A 20,469-nucleotide genomic window follows, 5' to 3' on the forward strand; every position below is an offset into this window, starting at 1 on the left:
CGATTCTCAATGCTCCATCAATTTTCAAGAACAGAGCTAGCGATCGGACCTGAAGGTCTGAATACGCTCAAAAATAGTACGGTAGCCGTACTCGGCATCGGCGGTGTGGGTGGTATTGCTGTAGAAGCCCTTGCCCGCAGCGGCGTTGGCCGAATTATCCTGATTGACAAAGACGTGGTGGATATCACCAACATCAACCGTCAGATTCATGCACTTACCACCACGGTAGGTCAGAAAAAGGCTGATTTGATGGTAGAACGCGTGAAACTGATCAATCCGGAATGTGACGCCATTGCGCTGAACATGTTTTATACCGAAGAAACGTATGAGGAACTGTTTAAGTACGAGCTGGATTACGTGCTGGATGCTTCCGATACGATTATTTACAAAGTGCATCTCATCAAAGAGTGCCTGAAACGTAAAATTCCGATGATCTCCAGTATGGGTGCTGCAAACAAAATGGACCCGACGAAATTCCAGGTTGCGGATATTTCGAAAACGTCTATGGACCCGATTGCCCGTGTGGTGCGCACCAAGCTACGTAAAGACGGCATCAAAAAAGGCGTAAAAGTGGTATTCTCTACGGAGGAGCCGCTTAAGCCGCGTGCAGATGTGACGCAGAAAATCGTTCCGGAGAATGCGCCGGAGATTCGCAAAGCGAAACAGCCGCCAGCAAGTAATGCCTTTGTTCCACCAGTAGCCGGACTGATTATGGTCAGCGTTGCGGTAAAAGATCTGCTTGAGAAAGCAGAGAAGTCAGAGGCGTAAATCGAAACAACCTGTTTACTCTTCAACAAAGTAAAAGGTTTACCATGAAGCGTGGGTGCAGTGCACCTGCGTTTTTTGGTGCTTTTCTTTTTGCGATACCTTGATAACAGAATGGATAGGTGTTTGGATGTGTCATTCAATATGTCAGGATTACGTCATGTACTTCACTTTGAAAACGGTGTATGATATGATGTGCTGCGCGAAATGATGATACATACATAGAGAATTGAGGCGTGTAGGTTCAACTTAACTTTTTACACGAGAACGGAGAGGACAGAAAAAAGCTGGAGAAGCGAAGCGTTCGCCTCTAAGCTTTCATTCTTTAGTTGAAGTTATAAATAGAGAGAGGGGAACAGAACGGATGAAACACGGATGGTTGTCCAGACAGCTGGGCATGGAACCAGAAGATCAGTGGAAGAAGGAAATTATGGCTGGAGCCATTTCCTATTTTGCAGTCGTTTATATTGTTATGGTGAATGCAACGATTCTTGCCGATGCGGGGATGCCACTGCAGGCAGCAATGGTTGGTACATTACTGACATCTATTGCGGGATGTTTGCTGATGGCTTTCGGGGGTAAATCACCGATTGTGGTCGTACCGGGCATGGGGATCAACGCATTTTTCACATATACACTTGTGCACTCCATGAAGCTGACTTGGCAAGAGGCGTTGGCGGTTGTTGCTGTAACTGGCGTACTGTTTGCAATCGTTGCCTTTACATCGTTATATAAAATGATCAGTGAAGCGATCCCGAAAAATCTACAGCATGGTATCACGGTTGGGATTGGATTGTTCCTGACTTTTATCGGATTGCAAAAGAGCAGCATTGTAATAGCCCATCAGACGACATTTGTTGCCATTGGACATTTTAATGATCCAAATGTCATTACGGCTTGTGTGACATTGGTACTGGCAGTTATTTTATTCATTCGAAATGTACAGGGGGGTCTGCTCATCAGTATTCTGATCGGAACAGGACTTGCTTATTTGCTGGGAGCGGTACACCCCGGTAAAACGGTATCTGCCATGGATGCGCTGCGTCAATACGGCGGTCTGTTCGGTGAATTGTCTCTGATGAAGCTGGCGGACATTGCGTTCTGGATTGCGGTGTTCCTGCTGTTATTAATTGTTGTTTTTGAAAATATAGGGCTTATTACCGCCCAGACGAACATGATTGGTCGTCCGGCAAGGTTCAAGGGCAGTCTGCGTGCACTGTCGATTAGCACGGTGCTGGCAGGTATCTTTGGCAGCAGTCCGCCCGTGGCAGCAGCGGAGACAACCGCGGGCATTGCCGCAGGTGGGCGCACAGGTCTGACTCCGCTCGTGACAGCTGTGCTGTTCGGCGCTACTTTTTTCTTCATTCCGCTACTCGGGTATATTCCCGACAGTGCGATTGCTCCCATTTTGATCATCATCGGCGGTTTGATGGTACAGGGTGTCAGTGATATGGATTTTAGTGATTTTACCGAGGCATTTCCGGCATTTCTCATCATGGTCATGATTCCTTTTACATATAGCATTGTGGACGGGATGGCCTTTGGATTTATCGCATATCCGCTGGCAAAACTGGCTGCGGGAAAAGGAAAAGAAGTACCTGTAGTGATGTACGGTATCTCAATCCTATTCTTGGCGAACTTTGTACTGCATGGTATTTTGTAAAACTTAATTGAACAGATCGAGAACGGAGGAACGGGGAATGGAAGAACAGCCGCAATCGGAGTCCAAAGAGCCGAAGGTAGGGAAGAAAGGATTCAAGGATTTTGTCAAATTGATTGCTTCAACGAACCCGCCCAAATTGATTCTGACCCTGGCTCTCATTCTGACTTTGATTCAAACGACGGCCGGATTGATCGTGCCTTTGATGACCAAAGGTCTAATCGACGGGCTGACCACATCAGCGCTGAACAAATCGGTTATTATCCTGCTGCTCGGAGCATTTGTTATTCAAGCGATTGCTTCAGGCATCAGTATCTATATGTTGAATTACGCTGGTCAACGTGTCGTAGCAACCCTTCGCACACAGCTGTGGAATAAGGTATTATCACTCCGCATGCCGTATTTCGACAGGAATCGCACAGGGGATACGATGAGCCGGATCACGAATGATACCAGCCAGATTATGACACTTATTGCTGATTATCTCGTATCATTTGTCTCCAATATCGTCGCGGTCATTGGCGGGGTGGCACTGCTCTTTTATCTGGATTGGGTGATGTCACTTATTATTCTGAGTCTGGTGCCGCTGACCATGCTGATTTTGCTGCCAGTAGGCAAGAAGATGTACAAGATTTCGAAGAAGCAACAGGACGAGATGGCTGGACTTACGTCTGTGCTGAGTCAGGTTATTGGTGAGATTCGACTAGTGAAAGCATACGGGACGGAGAAACAGGAATCGGAGGCGGGTGATTCCCGCATTCGCAAAATGTTTGCTTTTGGATTACAGGAAGCCCGTATTCTGGCCTTGATCGGACCCTTGTTTACTTTTGTCATGACGGCTGTGCTCGTTGTTATTCTTGGGGTTGGGGGTATGCGCGTAGCTTCGGGGCTGTTATCACCGGGGGAACTGGTTGCGTTCATTCTGCTGCTCTTCCAGGTCATTATGCCGATGGGGCAGTTCACGACCCTGTATTCACGTCTGCAAAAAGTAGTCGGTGCCACCGAGCGCATTCAGGCGATTCTTGCGGATGAGGAAGAACCGGATCACAGTACGAAGCTGGCTCCTCAAGGGAATGAGACGATTGCCTTTCACAATGTACATTTCTCTTATGTTACAGGTGAAGAAGTGTTGCACGGCATTCATCTAACCGTTCCGACTCGCAAAGTAACAGCGATCGTTGGTCCGAGCGGAAGCGGCAAATCGACATTGTTCTCGCTGTTAGAGCAGTTTTATGTTCCCGACTCCGGTTACATCTCATATGGGGGAGAAGCGATAGCAGAGTATTCATTATCCTCCTGGCGTAACAAGATCGGATATGTATCACAGGAAAGCCCGCTAATGGCAGGTACGATCAAAGACAACATCACCTACGGTCTGGATCGCGAGGTGACGATGGAGGAGATCAGCAGAGCGGCGGAAATGGCATATTCGGCTGATTTTATTAACAAGTTGCCGCAAGGCTACGACACGGAAGTGGGCGAACGAGGGATTAAATTATCCGGCGGACAGCGTCAGCGGATCGCCATTGCTCGTGCATTGCTGCGTAGCCCCGATATTCTCATGCTGGATGAAGCCACATCGAGTTTGGACAGTACCTCGGAATACGAAGTACAACAGGCGTTGTCCAATCTGATGGAAGGCAGAACAACCATTGTCATTGCACATCGATTGTCCACGGTTGTGGATTCGGATCAAATTGTTGTTTTGGAACATGGGCATGTGACTGGAACGGGAACTCACGCAGAACTAATGAGTACACATCCCGTGTATCGGGAGCTTGCACAAAAGCAGTTTGTGGCGCAGGACGGAGATGGCGATGCAAGCAGCAATGGAGAAATACGAAACAAAGAGTAACGCTCGCTCGATAGAGGGATGAGGATCGAAGGATTTCTGCGATACCTGTGAAGGTATCACTCAGCAGAGTCCTTCTTTTTTGGTTAGGGCTTCATGTTTGTTTTGTTCATATGGAAAATCGATATGGCTTTCAGTTGCCCTTTGTGATATATTGGATATCCTTTTGTATTGCGCGATCTACAGCGATGCAGAGCAAACATATATTCTTAGGAGGTAACTGAAACATGTCAGACAGCTTTCAAAGTGCCTATCAAGAAGAAGAGTACAGGTTAGAGCGAACGATGGAAGAAGTGGATCGCCAGCTGGAACGGCTGCGGAATTTCCCGGTGTATACCGGCCACGACTTCACGGAGCAAGTGCTGGAATCCGGACGTGAAGAGCGCCGGAATGCCTTGTCCAAGAGCGCGCAGCAACCCTATTTCGGACGCTTGGATTTCGAAGAGCAGGGCAGTGGTGCACGGAAACCGCTGTATATTGGCAAAATCGGCGTAGACCGCGAAGAGATCGGCGAGCATCCGCTTGTGATCGATTGGCGCGCTCCTGTCGCAAGCCTGTTTTACTCTTTTACCGGAGGAGAAGCCTCTGCAACGTATGAAGCCCCTGAAGGGCTGATTGAAGGTCTTGTATATCTGAAACGAAATGTCGTGATTCGTCAGCGCATACTGGAGCGAGTGGCAGATACGTATAACCGGGACAGTGACCAGCCCGCCGTATCCGATGAGTTCCTCGTGTACCGCCTTGGTGAAAATAAGGACAATAAGCTGCGGGATATCGTATCGACGATCCAGGCCGAACAGGATCAGATCATTCGTGCGGCGAGAAACACCGCATTGATCATTCAGGGAGTCGCCGGATCAGGGAAAACGACGGTTGCCCTGCATCGACTTGCTTTTTTGCTGTACCAGTACAAGGAGCAGGTGTCGGCGGAGAAAATGGTTATTTTTGCACCCAACCATATGTTCCTCGATTACATCTCGGATGTATTGCCAGAGCTTGGTGTAGGGGATATTCAGCAGCAGACGTTCCCGGATTGGGCGATGAACCTGCTGGGGCTTGAACTGCCGCTTGCCGATGCGTCGGAAACACTGCATACGTGGTTTGAAACCCCTGCTACACGGCCTGAATTGAACGATGATGTTCCCGGGCGTTACAAAGGGTCCATTCGTTTTATGCAGCTGATTCGTGAGTGGTTATCGGGGATGGAAGAAGCGTCTGTGCCTGATCTCGATTTCAGTCCGTGGGATGGAGCCTTACTCGGCAAACAGCAGATTGAAAACTGGTTTGGTACGGAGTACAAACATTATCCGCTGGCGAAACGCAAAGAGCGGGTGATGGCACGTATTCACCGCTGGATTGAAATGGAATTGAAAAAGCCGATGCCTGAGACGGTGCGTAAAGAACGCAAGAAAAAGGCAGCGACCCGGGAGAAAGCCTATGCCAAAAAGTGGCCTGAGTACATACCGCTGACACTGTACAAACAGCTGTTCAAGGCGGTAAAAGGCGGGTCAGTGCCTGCTGAGCTAAGCAGCTTAATACCCAAAGCGATCATGAAACAAACTGGTGCAGACCTGAAACAAGATGTCATTCGGGAAGAGGATCTTCCTGCACTCGTATATATCCATACGCTGGTTCATGACATTGAAGGAGCGGAGCGCTTTGATCACGTTGTCATTGACGAAGCACAGGACTTCTCTCCATTTCATGTTGCGTTGCTGGATCAGTTCGTGAAGGGGCATTCCTTCACTATTCTTGGGGACTTGTCTCAAGGTATTCATGAGTACCGCGGTGTTCATGCGTGGGATGAGATGAGTTCACTATTTCCGGAAGAGCAGAATGCGTACTTTGCCTTAACTCGAAGCTACCGTTCCACGATGGAAATCATTGATTACGCCAATACGATTCTGGAACAGGGTGTGCAGAGCGGCATTACGGCGATCCCGGTATTTCGGAGTGGTGATCCGGTGCGTACACTGCCTTATGGAAGTGAAGGACGGACAGGAAGTCTGGAGCGGGCCTTGAACATTCTGACAAGCAAAGATTATCGGACGGTATCGATCCTGACGCGAACGTTGCATGAAGCGAGGGAACTTCACCGTGAGCTGCAGACAGCGGGTTGGGAATTGAACCTGATCGACGGCGGCAAAAAGCAGTACAGCGGCGGACATTCCATTTTACCCGTGTATCTGTCCAAAGGGCTTGAATTCGATGCAGCTATTGTAGCTGATGTGGATGGGCAGCATTATTTGCCTGGCGCGGGTGATGCGAAACTGCTCTATGTCGGCTGTACACGGGCACTGCATGAGTTGTGGTTATTCCATGACGGCAACATGCCAGAGTATGCTGCGGCAACGCACAATCCCGAGGGAGAGCAGGTTACGATTCAGGGTTGGCCGGATGAGACAGTTTCATAAACGAATAGACTGTACCGGGTTATATATAGATGAAAGGCATGATGTGGAGCAAATCCTCGTCATGCCTTTTTGGTACTTGCTGAACTTCGGTTCACCAGATAGATGCCTGCACCGATCAGTGCACCTCCTGCTCCAACGTACCATTCAACCTGCTCGTTTAACAAAATCCAGCTTGAAAGCACGCCGAAGAACGGTGCAAGGAACAGGTAGGAGCTAGTTTGGGCGGGGTCACTGTGCTGTAACAGATAAAACCAGAGAGAAAACTGCAAAATGGAACAAATCAGCGTCAAGTATATCAAAGATAAGATCGAGACTGTTGTTACTGTAAAATGTGGCTGCTCCGTCCATACACTCAGCAGAAGCAATGCTATGCCTCCCGCAAGCATCTGATAAGCCGTGAGCACGAAAGTATCGTAACCACTACCCCATCGCTTAATAAGCAACGTAGATACGGCAAAAGAAATCGCGCCCCCGAAACCGATCCAGGTTCCTGGGGAGAAGCTCATATGCCATCCGAAAGTGAGCAGGATGCCTGCAAAACCAATAATTACGCCAATCCACTGGCTTAACCGATAAGTCATACCATATAACAGCGCACTGAAAATAATGACGATCAGCGGATTCATAAATGTAAGGATGGCGGATTCACCGGATGAAATCCAGTTCATGCTGTAATAGGCGCAGCCCATTACCCCGGCGGATTGGAACAAACCGATGAGAATGATTTTACCCCATGCTTGCCATTTCTTTGGTAAAGGACGCTTACGCAGAGCTAAAGCCATCAAACCGCCTGCAAGAATGTAACGCAAGCCCATCAATAGAAATGGTGGAGCGTACCCCATACCTATTTTGCCCACAGGAAAAGAAGTACCCATAATAAGGGTTGTTACGATAATCAGTACGATGTATTTGGCTGGATTCATGTTGAGCACTCCTTCGATGTAGCGTAACACGTTTAATGTTCAGTACTCATTGTAGTACGTTCTTGACATGGAGTATAATGATTACAAATGAACTGGACATCATTTTGAATGATGTCAGAGTGGAGGCATGATGGAGAGCGGGGATCTTCGAATATTTCAGTGCGTTGCCCAGGAAGGAAATCTGACCAGAGCTGCGGCCAAACTCGGATACGTTCAATCCAACGTTACGGCTCGTATTCGGCATTTGGAGGCTGAGGTAGGTACACCATTGTTCATCCGTCATAACCGGGGGATGACGTTGTCTCCAGCAGGGGAAATTCTATTAACTTATGCGGATAAGATCGTTGGCCTGTTGAATGATGCTTCAAGAGCGCTTCAGGCAACCAATACACCATCCGGTCCGTTACAAATTGGTTCCATACAGACGGCGGCTGCGGTAAGACTGCCGCGTCTTCTCTCGGAATATTACAGCCAGTATCCTGATGTTTCTCTGGCTTTGGCTACAGGTCATTCCCAGATGCTTATTGATCAAGTCATTGCGTATGAATTGGAAGGGGCATTTATTGGCTGTTCCTGTGACCATCCTGATATTAAATCGATCGATGTATTTGATGAAGAGCTGTTTGTTGTTTCGTCTCCGGCCTTGTCCGAGGATGAACTAACCCGTAAGCCGATATTAGTTTACAGTATGGGGTGCTCCTACCGTAAAATTTTGGAGGACTGGATGCTTCTGAGCGGTGTTCACAGGCCTGTTATTATGGAATTTGGGACGCTGGAGGCCATTATCAGTGGCGTAGCCTCTGGAATGGGCATCTCTTTACTGCCTGAAATCGTCATTAGCCAGCAAATTCGAAACGGTCTGTTACGTAAACATTCGCTTCCTGCTGGAATGAACCGTATGATGACACGATTTATTACGCGTAAGGATGCTTTTGTCAGCAGTGCGCTTGGGGCATTTATGGCGATGCTTCCACAGGAATGTGATATGATAGCGAGTGGAGAAAGCATAAGTTATCCAAAAGATACACTACTGCATGGCAATTTAGATTAGCATTAGATCGGCAATCCGTTAAGGAAGTGATAAACCCATGGACTTATTTTCGTTTCAGCAGGATACACAGCCACAGGCCAGATTGCTGGCAGACCGCATGCGGCCTGAACATCTGGATGAATATATAGGGCAGGAACAGATCATCGGACCGGGAAAACTGCTGCGCAGAGCTATTGAGGCGGATCAGATTTCCTCCATTTTACTGTACGGCCCGCCAGGATGCGGCAAGACAACACTCGCCCATATTATTTCTCAGCATACCCAAGGACAATTCGTACGGCTGAACGCCGTGGATGCCTCTGTCAAGGATGTACGCGAAGTCATTGAGCAGGCACAGACGAACAAACAGCTCTACGGAACCAAAACGATTCTGTTCCTCGACGAGGTACATCGTTTTAACAGTTCACGCCAAGATGCACTGCTGCCTGCGGTAGAGAAGGGCACGATCATCTTCATCGGAGCAACAACGGAGAACCCTTTTCATTATGTAAACGGAGCCTTGATGAGCCGTTCCACTCTGTTCCAGCTGGAATCCTTAAACAAGGATCACTCCCTGATTGCAATGCGCAGAGCGTTAAGCGATGCAGATAAAGGGCTTGGTTTTATGGAACTGCAAGCCGATGATGAAGCGCTGGCACACATTGCCACAATGGCGAATGGTGATATTCGCCGTGCGTTGAATGCGTTGGAGCTGGCTGCGCTCACGACACCGCCCGAGCAGGATGGAACGGTTCATATCACGCTGGCTGTCGCAGAAGAGTCCATTCGCCGTCCTATTGTCAAAGCGGATGAGTCCACGCAGTATGATGTATTGTCCGCTTTTCATAAAAGCATTCGTGGTTCGAGCGATGCAGCGTTATTCTGGTTTCTATATGCCGTGGAGAAGCTGGGTATGGACCCAATGACGTTTATTCGTCGTCTGATTGCCGCGAGCAGTGAGGACATTGGACTGGCAAATCCCCAGGCCATGACCCAGGCCATTGGGGCGCTGGATGCTTACCGGAATAATGGCTGGCCTGAGGCAAAGCTGAATATTGCACAAGCCATTCTGTTTGCGGTCGAAAGTCCGAAATCCAATGCGGTGTACACCGCCATTTCCAAAGCGATGAGCGCGATTGATGAGGTGAAGTCAGCCGAGGTTCCACTGCATCTGAGAGATACACATTACTCGGGTGCTGCGAAGCTGGGACATGAGGGATACCAGTATCCGCATAACTACCCGGGACATTATGTGAAGCAGGAGTATCTGCCGAAACAGCTCTCTCGAAGAGTTTTTTATGAAGCGACAGAGCAAGGGAATGAGTCAAAGATCAGGCTGAACCAACAGCGGCGCAGGGAGCTATAGAAATGAAAGAATTAGCATATATCGGAGCCGGCGGCTTCCTGGGCACATTGACCAGGTACACCGTTCAACTGATGATACCCGCGGCGAATACAGGTTTTCCATGGGCAGTGCTGTTGATCAATGCGATCGGCAGCCTGTTTTTGGGCTTTTTTTTTACCATCGCCATTCCGGAAAAAATAACACCGCATCTCCGCCTCGCCATCGGCACAGGATTTACCGGAGCTTTCACGACCTTTTCGACGTTCACGCTGGATATCGTTCGTTTGTCGGAGGGTGGGGAGTGGTTGAAAGCAGCGGCTTATCTGCTATTAAGTGTAGTGGTAGGTTTGCTACTCTGCGCGCTTGGCATCAAGCTGGGAAACGGAATGCTCGCTGTCTCTCAAAAAGGGAGTGATGCCAGGTGATCATCTGGATTGGATTAGCAGGTGTGTTAGGCGCACTACTCCGTTACAGTCTGGGAAAGGTTGCCTCCCGCAAACTTGGTACTTCTTTTCCTTGGGGAACCTGGATCATTAACGTCAGCGGTTCTCTTCTCCTTGGCATGTTGTATGGCGGGCATCAAGCAGGAAGTTTGCCAGACGCAACGTGGGTGGTGTGGGGAACCGGCTTCTGCGGAGCATATACGACCTTCTCGACCTTTGGTTACGAAACATTAACGTTGATGGGACAACAGCGGTATGCCCGAGCGATTCTTTACGTGGTAAGTTCTGTCGTGGCAGGTGTGTTAGGGTGTATGGCAGGAGTCTGGTTAACTGCATAACTAAATTATTTTAATTTTTTTGCAAAAAAAAGCAGGAAAAAAGCCATCCTTCATGGTATTACATGAAAGACGGCTTTTTTTGTAGGAATACATGGAATTGGCTTCACCACTCCGAGTAGGGGCTAGCCTGTTATTGCATTGCCGGTACAGGAACTTTCTGTACCTGATCAATCGTACCACCGCCGAGGCAGACTTCTCCGTCGTAGAAAACAACAGCTTGTCCTGGCGTGATCGCTTTTTGTTGTTGATCAAACTGCACATCCACGCTGCCGTCTTCCTTCCAGGTTAGCGTAACGCCTTGATCCGGTTGACGATAACGGAATTTGGCTGTGCAGCGGAAAGGCGCATTCGGGGTATGTTCTGCGCCTGCAATCCAGTTTACGCCTGTTGCGGTCAGACCTGTGGAGTACAAGCTGGCATGAGCGTCGCCCTGCACCACGAGCAATTGGTTTTTCTCCAGGTTTTTATCAGCGACAAACCAAGGCTCACCGTTGCCGGAACCGCCAATGCCAAGTCCTTGACGTTGACCAAGAGTGTAGTACATCAGACCGTCGTGATGGCCTTTCACTTCACCTGTCGCAATATCAACCATGTCTCCGCCTTTGGCTGGCAGATAGTTGCTCAGGAACTCCTTGAAGTTGCGTTCACCGATAAAGCACACACCTGTGCTATCTTTTTTCTTGGCGGTGTAGAGACCGGCAGCTTCAGCAATTTTGCGTACTTCCGGCTTAGGCAGGTGACCGATCGGAAACATGGCTTTGGAGAGTTGTTTTTGATTAAGAGCGTTCAGGAAGTAAGTCTGATCTTTGTTGTTGTCTACACCACGGAGCAGCTTGAAAATGCCATCCTCTTCAACGAGACGAGCATAGTGACCTGTAGCTACATAATCTGCACCGAGATCCAGCGCTTTGTTCAGGAACTCACCGAATTTGATCTCACGATTACACATGACATCCGGATTCGGCGTACGACCCGACTTATATTCATCAAGGAAATAGGTAAATACTTTATCAAAGTATTCTTTCTCGAAGTTGACAGTGTAATACGGAATGCCGATCTGTTCGCACACCCGGCGCACGTCCTCTGAATCTTCTTCAGCGGTGCAGTGGCCGAACTCGTCTGTATCATCCCAGTTTTTCATGAAAATGCCGATGACATCGTAACCTTGCTCTTTCAGCAGCAATGCGGTAACGGATGAATCCACACCTCCGGACATGCCAACGACGACCCGTGTGTTTTCATTTGCTTTGGACATCGTTATCACCATTTCTATATATAAATGTGTTTCGTTACTATTCTAGCATAACCCGAGCGAACTTACGATACACCCGGCCAACTTTGGATAGTGTCCACTCCACGCGCACATTTTGCAATATCGTCAATCTTTCTTTTCCATAACACATGCAGATATGTTAACATTACTTGAGGGTTATGATCGGAATACGCAGGATTAGAAGGTTGAGACTTGCTTTCCCTGAGATTCGCCTGGCGGAATCACGGAATGAACGGTCATGAACCACGTAGAGAATCAACATAAAGAACAGTGCTTGAGAACAATCAACATCTAACGTTCCAGTTTGTTTTTTTCGAAAATTGAAAGAGGTGACTCCTTTGAAGATATCAACAAAAGGCCGTTACGGCCTCACCATCATGATGGAGCTGGCCGCCAGAACTGGCGAAGGCCCGACATCATTAAAAAGTATTGCCGAGCGCAATCAGCTCTCGGAACATTATTTGGAGCAATTGATTGCGCCACTGCGTAATGCCGGATTGGTTAAGAGCATCCGCGGCGCATATGGCGGTTACATTCTGGCAGGTGATCCTGCAACCGTAACAGCGGGGGATGTCATTCGTGTGCTGGAGGGGCCCATCTCACCAGTGGACTTTACCGAGGAAGACGACCCTGCCAAGCGTGACCTGTGGCTGCGCATCCGTGACGGCATTGCAGAAGTGCTGGATTCAACTACGTTGAAAGATTTAATTACTTTTGAGGATCAGGAAAAGAAAGATTCTTACATGTTTTACATTTAGTTTTATTCAAACGGTAAACAAACAACTTCACTGTTCATGGCAGTGAGGTTGTTTTTTTATTCCGATTAACGAATGGATCAATATCGTCGTGGAATGCACAAATCTAGGCTGTTTCCTATATATTGTTGTAAAAAAGGAGATGACGGATAATGTTTAATTATGTTCCGACGTATTATTATCCTGTCTTTCGAAAAACGAATTCATTGAAATGCACACCAGCCAGCGTTGATTTAAACAGAAAACTCAGATCACTATGGGAGCAGCATGTATTCTGGACGAGATTAACCGTGAATAGTATCGTCGACGGACTTGGGGACGTCCAACCTACAACCGCAAGACTTCTACGAAATGCAAGTGATTTTGCACGGGTACTTGCACCGATGTACGGGACTGCTATTGCCAGTCAATTTGAAAAACTGCTCAAAGAGCATTTAACGATTGCCGCAGAACTTGTTACTAACTTAAAATCGGGCAATACTACAGCAGCAGAAGATGCCCAGAAACGGTGGTATGCCAACGCAGATGCGATTGCTGATTTTCTGGCGCAAATCAATCCATATTGGTCTAAACTGGAATGGCAAAGGATGATGTATGAGCATTTACGGCTTCTTACTGAAGAGGTTGCAAGTCGTATTGCAAAAGATTACGTGAGGAATGTTGAATTAAGTGATTCCATTGAACAACAGGCTCTGGAGATGGCTGATATGATGACAAACGGAATCATCCAACAATTCCCTTCCGTGTTTCAATATGAATTAGACACATAGAAACATACAGGCTTTAAAGGGAGCTGAGAATATGAATGTATTAAAATGGGTTACATTCATTTAAAATAAGTGGTAAAATAGCCTGTACAGCTATAACGGATAAACAACGAATGTTTTGAAAAAGATGATTTATTTCTACGAAGATATTAAGAAATGAAGTTGATCATCCAGAGGACAACATTGAAGCCCCCATAATGGGGGCTTTAGCCATGCCAACATAGATTAAAGCTTGCCTTTACCATTATTAAAAACATAAAAATAAAATCCAACAACCAACGGGGTGACAACAGTGAATCATATATATTTAGATCACGCCGCTTCGACACCCATGCATCCACGCGTTGCTGAAGCGATGATGAACATTATGACTGCTCAATATGGTAATCCATCCAGTATCCATGCCTTTGGACGTGAAGCCAAACGAACGGTCAGCGGAGCTAGAGATGTTATCGCGGCGTCTTTGGGATGTAACCCGGACGAGCTTGTTTTTACGGGTGGTGGCACAGAGAGTGACAATCTGGCGATTTTTGGTGCAGTTGCTGCACGAGCGGAAAAAGGCAAACATGTAATCACTACGGCAATTGAACATCATGCTGTATTGCATTCATGTCAGGAATTGGAGCGGCAGGGATACGAAGTGACCTATCTGTCCGTGGATGAGACTGGACGCATCAAGCTGGAAGAACTTTGTGAGGCCATTCGGCCGGACACCGTGCTGATTACGATGATGTATGCCAACAACGAAGTAGGTACCATTCAGCCGATTCGTGAGGTCGGAGAACTGGCACGTCAGCATGATATTTTATTCCACACGGATGCGGTTCAGGCGCTGGGAAGTCAGCCGATCTCCTGTAGAGACTTGCCTGTGGATCTCATTAGCTTCTCGGCACACAAAATTAACGGTCCGCAAGGTGTTGGTGCCCTGTATGTCAGAAGAGGCGTTACATTGGAAGCCAGATCACATGGTGGATTGCAGGAGCGACAAAGGCGTGCGGGCACGGAAAACATCGCCGGTATTGCCGGGTTTGCAGAAGCGTTAAAACGGATCTCTGAAGAGGGAAATGAGCATCTGCAGCATGCCTTGGAACTGCGGAAACTACTGCTGGATCAGCTTGCTGTCCATGTGGGTGCTGAACATTTTCATGTCAACGGGCATACGCAGCACACCCTTCCCAATATCCTCAATATCAGCTTTCCCGAGGTGTCTACCGAAACGATGCTGATGAACCTGGATATGGAGGGCATTGCTGTAGCCAGTGGTTCAGCTTGTACATCAGGTTCGCTGGAAGTATCCCATGTACTCAAAGCGATGAATTTGCCGGAGGCATTTTTACAGTCTGCGATTCGATTTAGCTGGGGTTTGGGTAATACTACAGAAGAAATCATCACAACCGCCGAAAAAATTGGAACCATTCTTGAACGGCTGCGTAATAGACCTTAAGGGGCTCTTTACACATGGAACAGAAGGAGGGAAGAAGTTCCATTTTCATCGGTTGAATAGCAGCGGTTTGATGATCGGCGTTTGATTGCCACTCATCAACTTTGGGCATACCTAGCAATAGCGCCGCGCCTATACAATGTGAAGAAGATGAGGGGGACCCAGCGATGAAGCTTCAGGAAATGATCGGACTTGCCGTTTTTGATGTAGAGGACGGGAAGCAGGTCGGTAAGATCCAGGATTTCATTGTGAATGATGATTGGGAGATTGAAGGCATTGAACTTGAGAATAAAGGCCTGTTTACCAATCATGTCAAGATGGTGCAATGGGAAGATATCGTTGCCTATGGCGAAGACGCCGTCATGATCCGTAATCAACAGGCTGTCCGCAAGACGGGGGCCGACGACATAAAATACACGTACCTCCTTGGTCGTTCTAAATTGAAGGAGATGTCCGTGCTCACCGAAGAAGGTTTGCTGCTCGGACGTGTCTCCGATGTTTATTTTGACCAGGAGTTGGGAAATACAATAATAGGGATTGAAATTACGGACGGTTTTGTGTCCGATCTGATCGAGGGCCGTAAATGGCTGCCATGTACAAGTGATATGTCTATCGGAGAAAGTGCCATTATGGTACCGCCTCTGAGTGAACAGCGCTTGGAAAATGCCATTCATTCTGTTAATGGATAGGTGAAAGAATATGAAATGTCCAAATTGTAGTTCCAAAGATATCGGAAAAATCGGTTCCCATCAGTTTTACTGCTGGGGATGCTTTATTGAGTTAACGGTAAATGGAGAGAAAATGTCTGTGTATCAGGTGGAAGAGGACGGCACGTTAAGCTCTCTGGATGATTTGTTCTTCGGAGAAGAGTTGCCGCAAGACCTCCCTCACATTCACGCTTCCTCTTAAGACGCGGTTTAACTTCCTCTATATGCGGTTTCATGACAACTCATGTCATTAAATGCTGTCGCAATCTGGCGGCGGATGGATATAGATGTAGTTACATAGTGGTTGGGAAGGACATGGTTGATTATATGAGAGACTGATCCATAAAATGCGCTTCCCTCTATTGAAGAGGGGGCGTTTTTTTGTCTTCTGTTTGATTGAAAAGAATGTTTTATATGTTACTGCCTCTTTTCGCTGCCACTTCTGTACTAAGTTAATAAAAATTTCCTCTCCTACATATACTGACTTTTAGAGCCAGTCCATATACTGAACTTGAGAGTCAGTCCAAAGGGGAGAGGGAAATGGAACAACTAACCAAAAACAAAATATTTCGTTACGCGATCTGGCTCTTGCTCGGATTGATCATTCTGTATTTTATTTGGCTGCTGCGGCCATTGCTTTTACATATCTATAGTTTTTTGAAAACGATACTGGCTCCATTCATCGTTGCACTGATCATATCGTATGTGCTTAATCCGATTGTCAGCATGCTGGGCGGACGCAAAGTTCCGCGTTCCATTGCCGTACTGTTAATCTATGCTTTTTTTCTGACGTGTATCGGAGTCATTTTAATGAATGTCATCCCGGTTCTGATTGAACAGCTTGAAGAGTTAAATGAACATATGCCGGAATTGTCTATGCGGGCGCAAAACCTGATGAACAACATGGATCACAAATTAATGCCGCCAAGCATACGCACAGGCATGAACAGCTGGTTTTTCCAGATGGAGGATCGGCTGACACAGGGGATCACCGTGCTGATGGACAATATCGGAGCAACGATTAATGTACTATTTAACGTATTCATTGTACCGTTTCTCATTTTTTATATGTTAAAGGACTTTGATGTGTTTGAACGAACAATTGTGGCTTATCTGCCCCGTTCTCGCCGTAAAGCGATTGTTTCCGTGATGAAGGAGATCGATACCGCACTCGGCAATTATATCCGTGGACAATTTATCGTCTGTGTGATAATAGGAATCTTTGCCTATATCGGATATATCGTCATTGATATGCCTTATGCCCTGCTTCTGGCAAGTATTGTGGCTGTATTCAACATTGTACCCTATTTGGGTCCTTTTCTGGGGGCAGCACCTGCGGTGGTGATGGCTTCAACCGTTTCTTTTAAAATGGTGCTGCTAGTCATCGCTGTGAATACACTGTGCCAGGTGCTGGAGAGTAATGTGGTTTCCCCTCAGGTGGTAGGACGAACGTTGCATTTGCATCCACTCTCGATTATCTTTGCACTGCTGGTCGGTGGTGAACTGGCGGGTATTGTAGGTCTCATTTTGGCTGTGCCTGTCTTTGCTGTTTTGAAGGTCATTGTGCAACACTTTTTCGCCTACTACATCAAGCGGAGAACGGAGTGAACTAGTAAGCGAAGTGAGGAAGGAGTCTGCAGTCATTCGTCATGGAAGGCGCGTTGACACTGGTTGGCTCTATCGATATAATGAGGGTGTATGTTTACAAGATCAAATCGATGATGAAATGAAGTATGCCGAGGATTCCTTTCCTCAGAGAATAGACTTCTTCGAATTCAGGAATTGCTCTGAGTTCGCTGGCTGGGAGAGTCTTGAAAGTTGAAGCGGCAGAAAGCTGATTTCGGAGTGCAGGACAACCCTGCCGGGCGCGACCGTTACTCGCATGAACGAGGCGATTGTTCGTTTATCCTTTTGATGATGGTAGATGAACAATAACCAGGGTGGTACCGCGATAACATCGTCCCTGATCATTCAGGGGCGTTTTTTGTGTTTATTTTTACACATGTGTTACTCAAAAATGTTATCAAAACAATCTGTTAACCAACCGGGGCGATCTCGCTGCGGAACTTATAATTTGATGGGGGCAACCAGTATGAAAGCCAGTGAAATTCGTTCTAAATGGATCCAGTTTTTTGCAAGTAAAGGTCACAAAATTGAACCAAGCGCATCGCTAGTGCCGCATAATGATCCTTCCCTGTTGTGGATTAATGCGGGTATGGCACCGCTGAAACCTTACTTTGACGGACGTGAGAAGCCGGAGAACCCGCGTCTTGCGAACTCGCAGAAGTGTATCCGTACCAACGATATCGAAAATGTCGGCAAAACACGTCGTCACCATACGTTTTTTGAAATGCTCGGTAATTTCTCTATCGGGGATTATTTCAAGGAAGAAACGGTGACTTGGGCTTGGGAGTTCTTAACGAGCAAAGAGTGGATCGGATTCGATCCGGAACGCCTGTCTGTTACCGTATACCCTGAAGATGAAGAAGCGTTCAAACTGTGGAATGAAAAAATCGGACTGCCGGCTGAACGGATCATCAAGCTGGACGAAAACTTCTGGGATATCGGCGAAGGCCCGTGTGGACCTTGTACCGAAATTTTCTATGACCGTGGCGAAGCTTACGGCAGCGACATGAAAGATCCGGAGATGTATCCAGGCGGAGAGAACGAACGTTACCTGGAAGTGTGGAACCTCGTATTCTCACAATTTAACCATAATAAAGACGGCAGCTATACACCGCTACCGAACAAAAATATTGATACAGGTGCGGGTCTGGAGCGTTTTGCATCCATTCTGCAAAATGTAGATTCTAACTTTGACACCGACCTGTTCCAACCGATGATTCAGAAAACGGCTGCGCTTGCTGGTGTAAAATATAATGACAGCGTTGAGATCGATGTTGCGCTCAAAGTCATTGCCGATCATATTCGTACCGTGGCATTTGCTGTAGGTGATGGCGTACTGCCAAGCAATGAAGGCCGCGGATATGTCATTCGCCGCTTGCTGCGCCGTGCCGTTCGTTACGGTAAAGTACTGGGTCTGGATCGTCCATTCTTGTATGAACTGACAACAACCGTCGGTGAAGTGATGGGGATGTACTATCCGGAAGTTGTAGACAAGCAGGAGTTTATTGCCAAAGTGATCAAAACCGAGGAAGAACGTTTCCACGAAACGTTGTCAGACGGACTTGCGATTCTGGCAGATATCAGTGCTACAGCCAAATCTGAAGGACGTACAGTAATTAGCGGGCCAGAGGCATTCAAATTGTACGATACGTACGGATTCCCGTTTGACCTGACAGAGGATTATGCGGCTGAGCATGGCCTGACGGTAGACCGTGAAGGCTTTGATGCATCCATGCAGGAGCAGCGTGATCGTGCCCGTGCAGGACGTCAAGAGAACGAAAGCATGAAGATTCAAGGCGGACCGCTCGCTGATCTGGAGGTTAAAAGCGAGTTTGTTGGATATACTGAGCTGTTGACGGAAGCAAAAATTGTAGCGATTGTTACGGGAGATGCCCTTGCAGACTCCGTAGGAGAAGGACAGACCGCTCAGGTTATTCTGGATCAGACACCATTTTATGCAGAAAGCGGCGGTCAGGTAAGTGACCAGGGCTTGCTTCGCAGTGCGGGTGCTGTTGCAAAAGTTCAAGGTTTGTTTAAAGCTCCGCAAGGACAACATGTACATTTGTTGACAATCGAGTCGGGTGAGCTGCGTGTGGGCGATGTCATTCAAGCAGAAGTGGATTCAACCAAACGCGGTGACATCATCAAAAACCATACGGCAACACACTTGCTGCACAAAGCATTGAAAGATGTGCTTGGCACGCATGTTAACCAGGCAGGTTCTTTGGTCGAACCACAACGTCTGCGCTTTGACTTCTCTCACTTCGGCAGTATTACGCCGGAAGAGCTGACGGAGATTGAACGTCAGGTGAACGAACAGATCTGGAATCGCCTGAATGTGAACATCGAGCTGAAAGGCATCGATGAAGCGAAGGAAATGGGCGCAATGGCCCTTTTTGGCGAGAAATATGGAGATATTGTGCGCGTCGTGCAAATTGGAGATTACAGTTTGGAACTTTGTGGCGGCTGTCACGTAAGTAATACTTCAGAGATTGGAATTTTTAAACTTGTCAGCGAAAGCGGAATCGGATCGGGGGTACGCCGTATTGAAGCGGTGACAGGTCGCGGTGCATATCTGTATGTGGAGAGCCAGCTGGATCTGCTCAAACAGTCCGCGACTCTGCTCAAAGCCAATGTGACAGATGTACCGAAACGGATTGAAGGCCTGAATCAGCAGCTGAAAGAAGCGGCGAGAGAGACTGAATCTCTGCAAAGCAAACTCAGCGCGATGGAAGCAGGTCAGTTGACCGATCAGGTTGTACAAGCAGGCAATACCCAATTGCTTGCAGCTCGTGTAGATGCACCAAATATGGATGCACTGCGTACCGTTGCTGATGAGTTGAAAGTAAAACTGCCTGATGCTGTTCTCGTACTGGGTGCGCCAGCAGACGGCAAGGTCAATTTTGTTGTCGCAGTACCTGCTGAACAGGTGAAACAAGGTCTGCATGCTGGTAAAATCGTTAAGGAAGTTGCTGCGATATGTGGCGGCGGAGGTGGCGGACGTCCGGATATGGCGCAGGCCGGAGGCAAGGACGCAAGCAAGCTGGATGAAGCGCTGAAACTGGCGGTTTCCATCGTCAGCCAGTAAAGGACAAGCAAAAAACACAATTGCCTTATCCTTTGTGTACTT

17 protein-coding genes are annotated in these 20,469 nt (G+C 47.6%); 15 read left to right on the forward strand and 2 right to left on the reverse strand.

All coding sequences use genetic code 11. The features are described 5' to 3' along the window. Positions 1 to 9 precede the first annotated feature (9 nt). The 4 genes from ACUTVW_RS09215 (at position 10) to ACUTVW_RS09230 (ending at position 6,691) form a co-directional block, all read left to right on the forward strand. Positions 10 to 768, forward strand: coding sequence for a tRNA threonylcarbamoyladenosine dehydratase (locus ACUTVW_RS09215; protein ID WP_441924728.1), 759 nt, complete (start codon positions 10 to 12; stop codon positions 766 to 768). 361 nt (positions 769 to 1,129) lie between these two features. Continuing rightward, positions 1,130 to 2,428, forward strand: coding sequence for an NCS2 family permease (locus ACUTVW_RS09220; RefSeq protein WP_445645521.1), 1,299 nt, complete (start codon positions 1,130 to 1,132; stop codon positions 2,426 to 2,428). A 37-nt stretch (positions 2,429 to 2,465) separates the two neighbouring features. Further along, positions 2,466 to 4,280, forward strand: a complete 1,815-nt coding sequence (locus ACUTVW_RS09225) for an ABC transporter ATP-binding protein (protein ID WP_445645522.1) — start codon at positions 2,466 to 2,468, stop codon at positions 4,278 to 4,280. Between the two features lie 224 nt (positions 4,281 to 4,504). Further along, positions 4,505 to 6,691 carry a HelD family protein gene (locus tag ACUTVW_RS09230; protein WP_445645523.1) on the forward strand — a complete coding sequence of 729 codons (2,187 nt, stop codon included), beginning with the start codon at positions 4,505 to 4,507 and terminating at the stop codon, positions 6,689 to 6,691. A gap of 59 nt (positions 6,692 to 6,750) precedes the next feature. Here the strand turns inward: ACUTVW_RS09230 and ACUTVW_RS09235 are convergent, their stop codons facing one another. Beyond that, positions 6,751 to 7,614 (reverse strand): DMT family transporter, encoded by an 864-nt coding sequence (locus ACUTVW_RS09235; protein WP_445645524.1) that lies wholly within the window; start codon positions 7,612 to 7,614, stop codon positions 6,751 to 6,753. A gap of 130 nt (positions 7,615 to 7,744) precedes the next feature. Between ACUTVW_RS09235 and ACUTVW_RS09240 the strand changes: the two genes are divergently transcribed. The 4 genes from ACUTVW_RS09240 to crcB (ACUTVW_RS09255) are packed head-to-tail and all read left to right on the forward strand — an operon-like array spanning position 7,745 to position 10,770. Beyond that, complete coding sequence (locus tag ACUTVW_RS09240; RefSeq protein ID WP_445645860.1) at positions 7,745 to 8,665, forward strand: LysR family transcriptional regulator; 921 nt, start codon at positions 7,745 to 7,747, stop codon at positions 8,663 to 8,665. 37 nt (positions 8,666 to 8,702) lie between these two features. Further along, a complete protein-coding gene (locus ACUTVW_RS09245) occupies positions 8,703 to 10,010 on the forward strand; it encodes a replication-associated recombination protein A (RefSeq protein WP_441924710.1) in 1,308 nt (435 codons plus the stop codon). Positions 10,011 to 10,012: 2 nt separating this feature from the next. Further along, positions 10,013 to 10,414, forward strand: a complete 402-nt coding sequence (gene crcB, locus ACUTVW_RS09250; protein WP_445645525.1) for a fluoride efflux transporter CrcB — start codon at positions 10,013 to 10,015, stop codon at positions 10,412 to 10,414. After that, positions 10,411 to 10,770, forward strand: coding sequence for a fluoride efflux transporter CrcB (gene crcB, locus ACUTVW_RS09255; RefSeq protein ID WP_445645526.1), 360 nt, complete (start codon positions 10,411 to 10,413; stop codon positions 10,768 to 10,770). The genes crcB (ACUTVW_RS09250) and crcB (ACUTVW_RS09255) overlap by 4 nt, the downstream gene beginning before the upstream one ends. Positions 10,771 to 10,900: 130 nt before the next feature. Here crcB (ACUTVW_RS09255) and mnmA read toward each other — a convergent pair whose 3' ends face one another. After that, on the reverse strand, positions 10,901 to 12,025 hold the full coding sequence (gene mnmA, locus ACUTVW_RS09260) for a tRNA 2-thiouridine(34) synthase MnmA (RefSeq protein WP_445645527.1): 1,125 nt from the start codon (positions 12,023 to 12,025) through the stop codon (positions 10,901 to 10,903). Between the two features lie 356 nt (positions 12,026 to 12,381). Between mnmA and cymR the strand changes: the two genes are divergently transcribed. The 7 genes from cymR (at position 12,382) to alaS (ending at position 20,427) form a co-directional block, all read left to right on the forward strand. Next, entirely contained in the window at positions 12,382 to 12,801 is a 420-nt protein-coding gene (gene cymR, locus ACUTVW_RS09265; protein WP_090915550.1) for a cysteine metabolism transcriptional regulator CymR, read from the forward strand. A gap of 149 nt (positions 12,802 to 12,950) precedes the next feature. Beyond that, positions 12,951 to 13,568: an acetylglutamate kinase gene (locus tag ACUTVW_RS09270; protein WP_445645528.1), complete on the forward strand. Its 618-nt coding sequence runs from the start codon at positions 12,951 to 12,953 to the stop codon at positions 13,566 to 13,568. Between the two features lie 289 nt (positions 13,569 to 13,857). Continuing rightward, complete coding sequence (locus ACUTVW_RS09275; RefSeq protein ID WP_445645529.1) at positions 13,858 to 15,009, forward strand: cysteine desulfurase family protein; 1,152 nt, start codon at positions 13,858 to 13,860, stop codon at positions 15,007 to 15,009. Positions 15,010 to 15,173: 164 nt separating this feature from the next. Further along, entirely contained in the window at positions 15,174 to 15,695 is a 522-nt protein-coding gene (locus ACUTVW_RS09280) for a PRC-barrel domain-containing protein (RefSeq protein ID WP_090915545.1), read from the forward strand. Between the two features lie 10 nt (positions 15,696 to 15,705). After that, entirely contained in the window at positions 15,706 to 15,915 is a 210-nt protein-coding gene (locus ACUTVW_RS09285; protein WP_445645530.1) for a hypothetical protein, read from the forward strand. Between the two features lie 338 nt (positions 15,916 to 16,253). After that, a complete protein-coding gene (locus ACUTVW_RS09290; RefSeq protein ID WP_445645531.1) occupies positions 16,254 to 17,321 on the forward strand; it encodes an AI-2E family transporter in 1,068 nt (355 codons plus the stop codon). 484 nt (positions 17,322 to 17,805) lie between these two features. Further along, entirely contained in the window at positions 17,806 to 20,427 is a 2,622-nt protein-coding gene (gene alaS / locus ACUTVW_RS09295; RefSeq protein ID WP_445645532.1) for an alanine--tRNA ligase, read from the forward strand. Positions 20,428 to 20,469 lie beyond the last annotated feature (42 nt).

It is taken from the genome of Paenibacillus sp. TSA_86.1 (assembly GCF_052691815.1).

What these genes read in the sequence shown, in the direction of transcription:
- ACUTVW_RS09215 (WP_441924728.1), top strand. Translation starts at nt 10, where the DNA reads ATGCTCCATCAATTTTCAAGAACAGAGCTAGCGATCGGACCTGAAGGT.
- ACUTVW_RS09220 (WP_445645521.1), top strand. Translation starts at nt 1,130, where the DNA reads ATGAAACACGGATGGTTGTCCAGACAGCTGGGCATGGAACCAGAAGAT.
- ACUTVW_RS09225 (WP_445645522.1), top strand. Translation starts at nt 2,466, where the DNA reads ATGGAAGAACAGCCGCAATCGGAGTCCAAAGAGCCGAAGGTAGGGAAG.
- ACUTVW_RS09230 (WP_445645523.1), top strand. Translation starts at nt 4,505, where the DNA reads ATGTCAGACAGCTTTCAAAGTGCCTATCAAGAAGAAGAGTACAGGTTA.
- ACUTVW_RS09235 (WP_445645524.1), bottom strand. Translation starts at nt 7,614, where the DNA reads ATGAATCCAGCCAAATACATCGTACTGATTATCGTAACAACCCTTATT.
- ACUTVW_RS09240 (WP_445645860.1), top strand. Translation starts at nt 7,745, where the DNA reads ATGGAGAGCGGGGATCTTCGAATATTTCAGTGCGTTGCCCAGGAAGGA.
- ACUTVW_RS09245 (WP_441924710.1), top strand. Translation starts at nt 8,703, where the DNA reads ATGGACTTATTTTCGTTTCAGCAGGATACACAGCCACAGGCCAGATTG.
- crcB (WP_445645525.1), top strand. Translation starts at nt 10,013, where the DNA reads ATGAAAGAATTAGCATATATCGGAGCCGGCGGCTTCCTGGGCACATTG.
- mnmA (WP_445645527.1), bottom strand. Translation starts at nt 12,025, where the DNA reads ATGTCCAAAGCAAATGAAAACACACGGGTCGTCGTTGGCATGTCCGGA.
- ACUTVW_RS09270 (WP_445645528.1), top strand. Translation starts at nt 12,951, where the DNA reads ATGTTTAATTATGTTCCGACGTATTATTATCCTGTCTTTCGAAAAACG.
- ACUTVW_RS09280 (WP_090915545.1), top strand. Translation starts at nt 15,174, where the DNA reads ATGAAGCTTCAGGAAATGATCGGACTTGCCGTTTTTGATGTAGAGGAC.
- ACUTVW_RS09285 (WP_445645530.1), top strand. Translation starts at nt 15,706, where the DNA reads ATGAAATGTCCAAATTGTAGTTCCAAAGATATCGGAAAAATCGGTTCC.
- ACUTVW_RS09290 (WP_445645531.1), top strand. Translation starts at nt 16,254, where the DNA reads ATGGAACAACTAACCAAAAACAAAATATTTCGTTACGCGATCTGGCTC.
- alaS (WP_445645532.1), top strand. Translation starts at nt 17,806, where the DNA reads ATGAAAGCCAGTGAAATTCGTTCTAAATGGATCCAGTTTTTTGCAAGT.